Origin of the sequence: Rhodococcus sp. 1R11 (assembly GCF_004563845.1) — a bacterium.
In the GTDB taxonomy this organism is placed as follows: Bacteria; Actinomycetota; Actinomycetes; order Mycobacteriales; family Mycobacteriaceae; genus Rhodococcoides.
Map to the genome: position 1 here is coordinate 156,152 of NZ_SPNG01000013.1, position 10,899 is coordinate 167,050.

Annotated in this window: 10 protein-coding genes; 3 read left to right on the top strand and 7 right to left on the bottom strand. The window is 65.2% G+C overall.

Going from position 1 to position 10,899, the window contains the following annotated elements; all coding sequences use genetic code 11:
- Positions 1–26: 26 nt before the first annotated feature.
- The 3 genes from E4P29_RS21395 to E4P29_RS21405 all read right to left on the bottom strand — a co-directional run bounded on the left by E4P29_RS21395 (position 27) and on the right by E4P29_RS21405 (position 4,399).
- Complete coding sequence (locus tag E4P29_RS21395) at positions 27–1,400, bottom strand: condensation domain-containing protein (RefSeq protein WP_135047110.1); 1,374 nt, start codon at positions 1,398–1,400, stop codon at positions 27–29.
- Positions 1,378–2,832, bottom strand: a complete 1,455-nt coding sequence (locus E4P29_RS21400) for a condensation domain-containing protein (RefSeq protein ID WP_135047111.1) — start codon at positions 2,830–2,832, stop codon at positions 1,378–1,380. Before E4P29_RS21400 ends, E4P29_RS21395 begins: the two co-directional genes overlap by 23 nt.
- Positions 2,833–2,950: 118 nt before the next feature.
- Positions 2,951–4,399: a condensation domain-containing protein gene (locus E4P29_RS21405; protein WP_135047112.1), complete on the bottom strand. Its 1,449-nt coding sequence runs from the start codon at positions 4,397–4,399 to the stop codon at positions 2,951–2,953.
- 550 nt (positions 4,400–4,949) lie between these two features.
- Here E4P29_RS21405 and E4P29_RS21410 point away from each other — a divergent pair.
- The gene (locus tag E4P29_RS21410; protein ID WP_135047113.1) at positions 4,950–6,296 is read left to right on the top strand and encodes a hypothetical protein; all 1,347 of its coding nucleotides are present in this window, start codon (positions 4,950–4,952) and stop codon (positions 6,294–6,296) included.
- Between the two features lie 5 nt (positions 6,297–6,301).
- On the opposite strand, the gene E4P29_RS21415 is transcribed toward E4P29_RS21410, so the two are convergent.
- The gene (locus E4P29_RS21415) at positions 6,302–7,579 is read right to left on the bottom strand and encodes a glycosyltransferase (RefSeq protein WP_167735576.1); all 1,278 of its coding nucleotides are present in this window, start codon (positions 7,577–7,579) and stop codon (positions 6,302–6,304) included.
- 142 nt (positions 7,580–7,721) lie between these two features.
- Here E4P29_RS21415 and E4P29_RS21420 point away from each other — a divergent pair, with 142 nt between their 5' ends.
- Both E4P29_RS21420 and E4P29_RS21425 read left to right on the top strand, forming a co-directional pair.
- Positions 7,722–9,098: a hypothetical protein gene (locus tag E4P29_RS21420; protein ID WP_135047115.1), complete on the top strand. Its 1,377-nt coding sequence runs from the start codon at positions 7,722–7,724 to the stop codon at positions 9,096–9,098.
- A gap of 115 nt (positions 9,099–9,213) precedes the next feature.
- The gene (locus E4P29_RS21425) at positions 9,214–9,657 is read left to right on the top strand and encodes a flavodoxin domain-containing protein (protein WP_027496480.1); all 444 of its coding nucleotides are present in this window, start codon (positions 9,214–9,216) and stop codon (positions 9,655–9,657) included.
- A 15-nt stretch (positions 9,658–9,672) separates the two neighbouring features.
- On the opposite strand, the gene E4P29_RS21430 is transcribed toward E4P29_RS21425, so the two are convergent.
- From E4P29_RS21430 to E4P29_RS21440, 3 genes are all read right to left on the bottom strand, one after another.
- Positions 9,673–10,341: a Maf family nucleotide pyrophosphatase gene (locus tag E4P29_RS21430; protein ID WP_245154437.1), complete on the bottom strand. Its 669-nt coding sequence runs from the start codon at positions 10,339–10,341 to the stop codon at positions 9,673–9,675.
- Positions 10,342–10,352: 11 nt separating this feature from the next.
- Positions 10,353–10,643: an acyl-CoA carboxylase epsilon subunit gene (locus E4P29_RS21435; protein WP_245154438.1), complete on the bottom strand. Its 291-nt coding sequence runs from the start codon at positions 10,641–10,643 to the stop codon at positions 10,353–10,355.
- Positions 10,644–10,663: 20 nt separating this feature from the next.
- Positions 10,664–10,899, bottom strand: a 236-nt coding sequence (locus E4P29_RS21440; RefSeq protein ID WP_280634557.1) for a carboxyl transferase domain-containing protein, incomplete at its 5' end; no start/stop codon positions are given.

Sequence of the window (10,899 nt, forward strand, 5' to 3'; positions counted from 1 at the left end):
CCGCAGTGCGCCGAATCGGTACCGTCTCAGCGTGTCAGGGCAGTTCTGTCGGCCTCGTCGGTTGCCGCGCTCAGCAGCGCGACCAGCTCGCCGCTGAACGCAGTCATGACCGAGTGCGCCAGGACGGTGTCGGGGAAACGTGCCCGCAGAGCCAGACCCGAGGCTGTCCGTGACACCCAGAACTGCGCGTCGTCGGACAGCGTCGCGTTGCTGATGTGGTGTGCGTTGGATTCTTCGAGTCCCTGGTGGCCCTCGATTCTGGTGTAGTCGATGTACGACACCATGAACACGTCGCGGCGCGAGAGGGTGAACGTGTCTCCGAGGGATGCCAACACCTGGGGGATGGGCACGGTGCTCAGCGGTAGCGCAGCGCGAAATTCCCGTTGGGCCGCGACGATCGTGTCGACGAGTTCGTCGCCGACCTCCACGGTCATCGGGGCGTTGGTGGTGAACCAGCCCAGTGCCCGCCGGAACCGATCCTCGTGACGGGTGTGCAGCGGGAACAGGAACGGTATCTGCCGCGGTCCGCCGATGGCGGTGCAGGCCTGCCCGATCGCAGCCACGACCCCGGCGAACATTCCGGCACCCGACCGCGAGCACAGGCGCTCGAACTCGGCAGTGCGGTCGACATCGATGAGCGGCGCGACAAGGGTTGCCTGCGTGGCAGTTTCACCGTCCACCAGTCCCAGATCGAACGGAAACCTCGGAGTCGTACCACCGCACCTGACAAGAAATTCCGACCACCGCACCATGCGTTCGTCGTGGCGATCCACCGCCGGCTCGGTTGCTTCGATGCGGCAGTAGTCGACGAATCCTCCCACCGGACTCAGCTCGATGTTCGGACTCGACGGGCAGCGCCGGTACGCGTCGTACCAGCCACGAACCTCGTCCACGGTCACCGCGATCGACAGCGCGTCGATGTTCGAGTGGTCGAATGCACAGACCACCGTCGAGATGTCGGGCCGGTCGATCGCGACGCACGTGTACGACGGGAAACGTCTTGCATCGCAACGGAACTCGAGAATTCGGCGGAGATGCTCACGTAGCTCGGTCGGACACCCGAATTCGGTCCGGTCGGACGCCGTGATCTCGACCGAACCCGGGTGATGGAGCATCCTGCCCAGACCGTCGGTCGCCTGCACGAACGAGCTGCGCAGGGTGTCGTGTCGGTCGATCAGTCGAGCGAACGCCCACGCGAGTGCGTCGACATCGAGAGGGCCGGGCACATCGAACGTGCCCGCGATCCACACCCGCTGAGCCTCGCCGAGATCGCCCAGATGAAACCGTTGATTGAACGACGGCGGAATCGGAGACGGTCGGGCCTCCCCGGTGACGTCGGCGGTGAATTCGACGACGACACCGGCCGCGGGGTGGTATTCAGTGATCGAGGTGACCTGCACCGACCCGCTCCTGAACCGAACCGGGCGTCAGGACGTAGTCGCCTGTGCGCGCAATCTTTTCCAGTACCGACGCCAGGTGTGCGTGGTACCGCTCGACCGATTCGGCAGCGACGGCCGTGTCGGGGGTCTGCGCCACCAGATAGAGATGCTCGCCGTCGCGGTTGATCCACATCGACGCATTGGAGGTCGCGCCCTCGCCGGTGAAATGCTTGGCACGAGTGTCCGCATCTCGACCGACGCCGGGGAACCAGCGAAAATCGATGTACGAGAGCATGTTCGGACTCACGGCGAGTTCGCTTCCGAGCGTGCCGTCTGCGGCGAGAGCGCCCAGTACTGCATGGACGGGTGCCTCCGCGATCTGCTTGGCTCGCTCGAAACCTTCGTGCGCCGGGCCGGCGACGTCGGAGAAGCGCTCGTGTCCGGCGATGTCGAACGCAACCGGCGCGAAGTTGACGAACCAACCCTGGGATTGTCCGTAGTCACCGTGGTGGCGAGTGCTCAGCACTGTGATTCCGAAGTACTTCGCGGTTCCCGCGAGCTCGAAGTCGGTGATGCCGACGGCGGCGAAGATGCCACTGCTCATGCGCGCACCGGCGGCCTTGCAGGCGGCATCGAAGGCTGCCGTGAGGTCTCGGTCCAACAGGTGGCGTTCGACGATACGGACCGGGGCGCGTTCGCCGGGTGCGAGCCCGAGATCGAGTGGGAATCGAGGCATGCGGCCCTCGTGCGCGGTGAAGATGTCGCGCCACGCCGCGATCTCGGGGGAGTCGGCACCGTAGGTTGCGGCACGGGCACGCTCGTCGGCGGCGTACTCGAGGTGACTTCCTGCCGGAGCGGGTTGCGGCGCGTCCGCACCGATCTCGATCGCGTACAGATCGGCCAGCTCACTGATGACCAGTGCCTGTGAACCACCATCGGTGAATGCGTGGTCGGCACCGTAGTACAGCGTGAAGCTTCCCGGCCTCGACACCACACCGACGACGAATCCCGGCCAGATGTCTGCGGTGGCCTCAGTCGAGAAGCGCTGCCGCACATAGTGTTGGAACTGCTCGTCGTCGGCTGTCTCACCAGCGTCCACGGCGTCGAATCGGGCGACGTCCGGGCCACCGAGGTGTCGAACGATGTCGGTGCCGTCCACCTCGAACCAGCAGCGCAGACCCTCGTGCCGCAGCACATACGCCGTCAGGGCACGGCTCATCGCATCGGCGTCGATATCCCCGTCGATCTCGGTGGCCACGCCGGTGTAGGCCGTGTGTACGTCACCCCGCGCACGTGCCGCCCAGGCTGCCTTCAGGTGGTCTTCCTGGAGAAACGACGGTGGAGTCGAATCGATCGGTGCCGCAGCGGCGCTCGCCTGTGCGGCCGCGGTGGGACGCCACTCGAGCAGTCGGCCGGGCGCGGGGTTCCAGCTGCCCATTGCGGTGATGATCATGTTCGCTTCACTCTTCCGGTCGGGGCGCAGTAGACCGAATGTAACGGCTGCCTACGCCACCGTCCCCGTCCACTCCGCATCCACTTCTCCTGCGTCCACGCCTATTCTGCGTCCACGCTCATTCTGCAGCGACGACGACCGACGGTTGGGCCGCCGCGAGCACCGTATCGTGAGCGCCGTCGGAGTCCAGGACCGCCGTCAGTACCGCGACGAACTCGGTGATGAACCGGTGGACGTTGGTGGACGAGACGTTCGAACTGGGGAAGCGGGCCGAGATGTTGAGCCCTTCGAGAGTGCGATTGACCCAGAAGTAGACCTCGTCGTCGGCGTGGCAGTTACTCCTGAGCGCCCGACCCTTACGCCCCTGCCACTGAGCGGCGTCGGGGAGGAAACGTAGGTCGATGTACGAGACCACGAACCGGGGAATTTCGGTGGACCCCAGAATTTTGGCGATCTTGGAGTACGGCATACGGGCCAGGCCCTTGTTCGCTGCGCCCGCGGTGGCCGCGGCCTCGAGCGCCTCGACGAAGGTGCAGGCGTTGTCGAGCTGAATCTCCATCGGAAGAATGCCGACATACCACCCCACCGACGCGGCCCACTTCTGCTCGTCGCGGGTGTGCATCGGCATCACCGTGCGCAGTGACCGACTGCCGGACAGGCGAGCGTTGGTCAACGCGAGAGCGGCGAGGATTCCGGCCTGCATGTTGTATCCAGCGGCGCGGCACGCCGCATTGAAGCCGTCGGATTGTTCTGAGGTCAGCAGCCACGACGAGATGCTGCTCTGGGGCGCAGGGCCGGTGTCGGCGCGGGGCCGGTCGCCCGCCAACGGAAGCGGGAAAGCGGGGAAGCGGCCGTCGTCGACAGCGAGGAAGTCCTGCCACGTTCGTACGGCACTGTGATCCGCCGTCAGGGTGTCACCGAGTGCCCGTTCGGACTGACTGAAGTCGACGTAACTACCCACCTCGGGCAATTCCGGATCGATGCCGTCGAGGGCATGTGCGTACAGCCGGTCGATCTCGTTGATCGCGTAGATCTGGCTGTATGCATCCATGACCGAGTGATCGGCCGCGAAGGCGAGCAGAAACGATTCCTCGGGTCCGGAGGCGAGCGTGCGGGACGCGTCGTCGGGCTCGATGGTGGCGAGAACGAAATGCGGCCAGGCCGTCGGAGACACGGTGTCGCCGAACCACGACTGCAGATGGCCGAACACCTGGGTTTCGGATCGCGACTCCGCATGTGGGCGATCGGTCACCTGCACGGCGTCGACCGGTGCGGTGTAGCGCTGCCACGAACCGGACTGCTCGTCACGACGAACCTTGGTTCGGAACGCCTCGTGCCGACCCATGTACGCGGCGATGGTGCGGCGTACCGCCTCGACGTCGTAGCGACGATGGATCTCGAATACCGTGCCGATCCAGGAGCCCGGCGCGCTGCGCTCGCAATGGTCCTCGTGGGTGAACGACAGCCCGCGGGGATCGAGAGCCCACTGGTCGTCGTCGACGCTGGGAACCCATTCGGTCAAGAGTCCGGCGGGGAGGGGATAGTCGGCGAGTTCGGTGTATTCCATGGGGTCCTCTTCCGTTCCGGGCTCGGCCAGCGGTATTCGCCAGTAGTGGTGTCTATCGGTATTGGATTACGGTCGAGTTGTGGATGTAACGGCGGAAGTCGTCGTTCCGGCTCGCTTTTATCGGGTGCACTCGCAATGCTTTCGGCATTGAAAGAACAACTATTCGACGGACCGCGAAGTCGCCGTCCGGTCGACGTGAGTACGGCACTCACAATAGGACGAAAGCGAAACTATTTCGCGACGCTTAAAAGTAATTCTTGTCACTGCGCAGGGGGTTGACCGACGGGTGGATCGGCAGTCGGAAAATCTATTCTCGCACACGGCTGCGGTGCGGTAACAAGAGTATCAGCACGTCAGGGCCCGATATTTCAGGAGAGCCGATCCGGGTGACGGGCTCGGAATCCAGGGTCCAGGCCGTACCGGCACCCCGAGATCGGAGTCACAAGTGCGTTCGGGTCGGTGGAATGGCACCTATTGCAAACATTGAATGAATCGGCCGGTGAGAAACAGCACCACCTTCCCCGTTCTTTCGATGTAGTAGGTTCGGCGCGTGACTCGAATTGGATTTGCCGATCACCTTTTCTTGCGAATGCACCACGGCATCGGATTCCCGGTCTACAACCAGTTCCTGTGGTGGTTCGACGACGTCGTGCAGCGAGAACACCTGGAAAGACTGCGTGACAACCTGTCCGACGGTCTGCTTGCGCGCAGGGTGGTGGCATCGGCAATTCCGACGGCCCGAGATCGGTGGGTTCCGTCGGCCGCCTCTCATTCACTGGATTTTCATCCAGAATTCATAGACCCGTCGATGGTGCGGCAATGGGCGGACGGCCGCATCGATCCCGATATCGACCCCGAGACGGGATTGGGTTGGCAACTCGCGGCCGCCAGGCTGAGCGACGGCGGCATGGTGGTGTCTTTGGTCGCCTCGCACATGGTCGCCGACGGTGGTGCCTTGATCGCTGCATTCCGTGCGGCGAACTCCGACTCTCGTCCGTCCCGTGTCGCCGCGGCCTCGGGCGGTCTCGCGGCCCTCGCTTCCGACTTCGGTGACGCCGTCGAGCAAATTCGGTCCGCGGGTGGATGGCTGGTGAACGCGGCGGTGCAGGCTCTGCCGACGCCCGGCCGCCAGGAGTCGGTCGGTCCCACCCGTCCGAAGTTGAAGCCCCACCGGGCAGCGCCCGAGCGAGCGGCTGCGGCGGACTGGACTTCGCCGCATGTGGTTGCCGAGGTGGATGCCGAGGCGTGGCGGTCGACTGCGGAACGCTGGGGCGGAACGTCCAATTCGCTGTTCGTGGCGGTCCTGACAGCTGCATCCGGACTTGCCGGCCGTGCCTCGGTGGGAGACACGGTGCAGTGGTCCTTGCCCGTCAGCGATCGCGGCGACGCATCCGACACTCGGTCCAACGCCACCAAGATCGTCAAGATCGATGTGTCGATCGCCGACCCGACCGATCTTGACCTCGGCCCCATCCGCGCCGCCAGCAAATCGGCGTTTATGGCTTTCGCCGCTGCTCAGGCCGCCGGTGCCGCTCCGGCCGGTCTGTCCCAGGCGCTCGTTCAGATGTTGCCCGACGCCGTGGTCGCACGAGTACCGCAGCCACGCGACGGTGCCGAAGGGCTGGCGTCGAACCTCGGTGCTCTTCCCGACGACTTCACAACGGTGGCGGGGATCGCTGCCTGGGCGGTGTCCGGCCGAGCGACGTTCGCCGGAGCCGACGCCGACTTCGCCCGTTCGCTCGACGGCGGGCTGACCGCATGGTCGAGCGAGACCGGCACCAGTGTGACCGTGACCGTCCACGCCATGGACCCGGACCGATGCCCGGACGAGCACGTGTTGCGCGAACATCTGACCGAGGCGCTTCGGAGATGGGGACTTTCGGCACGCTTCTGGTGAGCGGGTCAGCGGTCGCGCGCTGCTGCTTCGGTGATGTCGGCGGCGGCGGCCGTCGCCGTTCGAGGAGGCGTCATCGTATCCGCAAGCGCTCGCGCGGCCTGCTGGGTGTCTTTGGTCATGAGCTCGGAGATGCCTTGCAGTAGAACGGATTCGGTCAACGTCGAGAACTTCGTGCTCGAGCCGGCTCCCACGCGCCGCAATGCCGATCCCCAGAACGGTTGGTCGGCGCTGAACCAACACACCAGGGTCGGCAGCCCGGCTCGTGCCGAGGCCGCAGTCGTCCCGGCACCGCCGTGATGAACCGCGGCCAGGCAACGCGGAAAGACAGTGGTGTGATCGACCGATTTCACGACGAAGACGTTCGGGTTCGCTCGATGGACCGCTGAATCGGACTCCAACAGATCGCTCCAGCCCGCGCAGACCAGGGCACGCACACCCAATCGGTCGGTGACGTTGTCGATCATGTGCATCAATGCAGCCGGTTCGGGCACCGGCATGCTGCCGAATCCGAAATACACTGGCGCAGTTCCTGCGTCGAGCCATCGGCGCAACGCGGGATCGGTCTCGGTGACTCCGTCGACGAGCCCGATGAAGCCCACGAACGGGCGTAGTGGACCCCACTGTCGGGCGAGCCCGGGGAACAGCGCCGATTCGTAGGCCTGGATCTCGACGCCGCCGTAGCGCGCCGACCTGACAGGCGTCGACCCCGTGGTGGGGGGCAAACCCAGTGATGCCCTCTGCGCGTTGTCGCGCTTTTTCATCGATTTCCAGCGCAGTGCTTCGAGGGCCGCCCACATCGACCGATTGACGACGGCAGGTAGGTTCACGCCCGGTGCGATCGACACTGCATCGTTGCGCCTGAGGGGGCAGTAGTGCAGGGACACAAACGCTGTGCCGTGCGCTTCGGCCACGTTCAGAGCCATCTCCTGACCGAGCGAGCCGGTGACGATTGCATCGCACCCCGCAGCCATTCGGGCCAGCTCGGACGTCATGTCGTCCCAGCCGTGATGGGCCAGCTCGGCCAGCGCAGCAAGGCGGGTCCGCGGGTTTCGAGACTTGATGTGCACTCTGACCAGATCGGATTCCAACAGCTGCTGCGTGTCGGGCCCGAACGACTGGACCTGGATACGTTCCGACGCTGCAGTGGCAGCCGATACGACTTCGGTGAGATTGGGTGGGGCACCGAACAGCACGTCGTGCCCGCGCTCTGCGAGTTCGAGCCCGAGAGCGATACCGGGGGTCACGTCGCCTCGGCTTCCGTTGAACGGCATCACGAACTTCACAGGCGCACTCGCAGACGGTCGGCGTGGGGAAGAGCCCCAACCTATCAGCACCGTCCGAACCGAGCTGATACGCAAATCATATGGCGGGAAACACATTTGCGACCGTTCCACCTACGTGGGCGGGCAGGGATAGTCTCTCGTGGTGGAGAGATTGACGTACGACGACGACCTGTTCCTACGCATGGAGTGCGTCCTCGGAGTACCCGTGGTCAATCAGATCGTCTGGCGGTTCGACTCGGCCGTCTCGCTCGACGCGCTCGAATCCATGTGGCAGTTGCTTGCTACCGGCCCGTTGGATCGCTCCGTACGACGCTCGACGGTGCCCGGTGCCCGGGACGGCTGGATCACGGCCCGCACGCCGGCCGACCCGATCGTGCTCGGACACCCGATCGCCCGGGACGGCATCGATCTGTGGATCGAGAACGAGGCAGCGGTGACACTGGACCCCATCCACGGACCTGCGTGGCGCTTGTCGGCGACGTCGGTCGACGGCGGTGGCACGGTGGTCTCTCTCGTCGGATCGCACGTGGTCGGTGACGGCGGTGCCCTTACCTCTGCGGCAGCAGCAGCTCTCGCTGGTCGGGCGATCCCGGACGACTTCGTTCGCGGCGGGCTCGACCAGGTTCCTCCGCGGTCGTCGGTACGTGCCGACATCGCGGACGGCGTCGGACAGATCGGTGCGGCACTGTCCGGGATGGCGCGAGCGCTCGGACGTACGGCAGTGGACGCGGTGCGTTCGCGGACCTCGTCCGACGGAGTCGCAGCGGGCTCTGCGGCAGCCAGCCCGACGCCGAGCCGTGCCCGGGCGGTCACTGCGGCGCCGCGAGAAGGCAAGTGGGTGCCGAGCACGGTGGTCGTCGACTGCGTAGCGAGGGACTGGGCCGCAGCCGCAGCGAGTAAGGGCGGGAGCTCGAACAGTCTGCTGGTCGCGGTGGTGCTCGGCATTCTCACCGCGAGTGGACGCGTCGGTCCAGAGGACCGGGTACGGGTGGCCCTTCCTGTCAGCACCCGAACACCCGGAGACAGTCGCGCCAACGCGACGTCCGGAGTGTCCATTCACGTCGACGGGGGGCAGGGCTACCGCGACGATCTGACGGCCATCCGCGCATCGAGCAAGCAGGCGTTCACCGACCAGGCCGACAGTACGGTGACATCTGTGTTCGAGCTGCTCAAACCATTGATGCAGGTGTTGCCAGACGTCGTCGTCGCCAAGCTGGCAGCATCGGGCTCGGCACCGCTGTGCCTGTGCTCGAACCTCGGCGATCGCGGCGCGCGACTGCGCACCATCGGAGGCGTCGACGCCGCGGCAGTGGCGATGCGGTCCATCACCCAGAACACCGATGTGGCGTTGCTGCGTCGCACCGCCGGCGGGATCAGTGCGTGGTGGAACGACTCGGGTGATCGCGCGACGCTGTGCGTCACCGGCCTGGATCCGGACGCGTTCCCCAGCAAGGAGCACCTACGTGGGCTGGTCGAGGCGGAGTACGCGAACTGGGGCCTGTCTGCCGAATTCTGGTGACCTCGAGACACATCACAACATCGGGCGTACGCGGATTTTCGGCGGGATCCCCGGTACGGCTATGCTTTTGCGACTGTTCGAGTGTTCGAGCGCATGTGAGAAAGGGGAGCGATCCATGGCAGTGGTCGTGTTGTTCGGGTCCGAGACCGGTACGGCCGAGGAGGTCGCCGACAAGATCGCGGACGTGCTCGGCGATCACGATGCCGAAGTACGAGACATGCTCGAATACGAGGTCTCCGACATCGACACGGACGACTTCCACGTCGTCATCTGCTCCACCTACGGCGACGGAGAGCTCCCCACCGGCGCGGAGCCGTTCTACGAGGCACTCGTCGAGGATGCCCCCGACCTCGCAGGACTGCAGTTCGCAGTCTTCGGTCTGGGCGACAAGGTATACGAAGACACCTTCAACCGCGGCGGCGAGATCATCGCCGAGAAGCTCACCGAGCTCGGTGCGAAGCAGGTGGGCACCCACGCTCGGCACGACAGCTCGTCGAACATCAAGCCCAAGGCAATGGCCGAGGACTGGGCTCGCGAGCTGATCGATCTGTTGCCCTGAGATAGGTCTCGCCGGTCAGATCCCGATCGGGTCGTCCGGCGAGCCGTCCCAGAGGGCGGCAAGCGACGTACCCACCCGCTCGAGAAGAGTACGAACCAGCGGCAGGCCGATCCCGATCACCGACGAGGGATCACCCTCGATGCTGTCGACGAACCAGCCGCCGAGACCGTCGAGCGTGAATGCTCCCGCCACCTGCAGCGGTTCGCCGGACGCCAAATACGCGTCGAGATCGACCGCGGACGGGGTTGCGAAACGAATCGTCGTCGAGCTGTGCGCTGCAGCCTGCGCCACCACGACTCCGGCGGTCACTCGCAGAACGGCATGACCGGTCAACAGTGCCCCGGTCGATCCGGCCATGGTCCGCCAACGCTCACGGGCCACCTCGACGGTGTGCGGTTTACCGTGCAGCTCACCGGCAATCGACAGCATCGAATCACACCCAACGATCACCAGATCCGCCGAAGAATCCGAGAACGTCTCGGCGACTGCGGCGGCCTTGGCTCGTGCAAGTTCGGTGACCACGGTGGCGGCGGACGCGGACGGCCCCAGCTCGGCCGTCACCGCGTCCTCGTCGACTCCCGACACCCGAACGATCGGCTCCACGCCGGCACCACGAAGAACCGCTAGGCGAGCAGGTGACGCCGACGCCAGAACGAGTCGTATCGAATCGGCCCGGTTCGTCACGGGCGGCACCGTCACCGCGAGTATCGGCCCGACGCGGCGTACGAATACGCCGACTGCGCCGCGAAGCCGCGATGCATCGACGACGGTGCACCCCACAATTCCCTCGGCCGAGAATCCACGCTCGATGCCGAATCGTTCTGCGCCGCAGTCAACACCGCTACCAGAGCCGCGACGTCCTCGTCGGTCGGGTTGCCCTTGACGACCCGAATTGCCGCGGACATGCCTGACGTGGCATCGGCCTGATCGCCGTTCACGACGTCAGGATTCGTTTCGCCCGCTGCGTCATGATTCGCTGCACTCACTGCCTCATGATTCGCTTCGTTCATAGTGGGATGTTTCCGTGTTTCTTCGGGGGCAGGGTCACTTGTTTGCGTTCGAGCAGTCGTAGCGCGGTCACGATCTGTCCGCGGGTGTGACTGGGTGGGATGACCGCATCGAGGTACCCGCGTTCGGCAGCGACGTACGGATTGACCAACGTGTCCTCGTACTGCTGCTGCAACTCGAGCCGCAACGCATCGACGTCCTCACCGTTCTTCGCGGCCTCGAGCAACTGCTTGC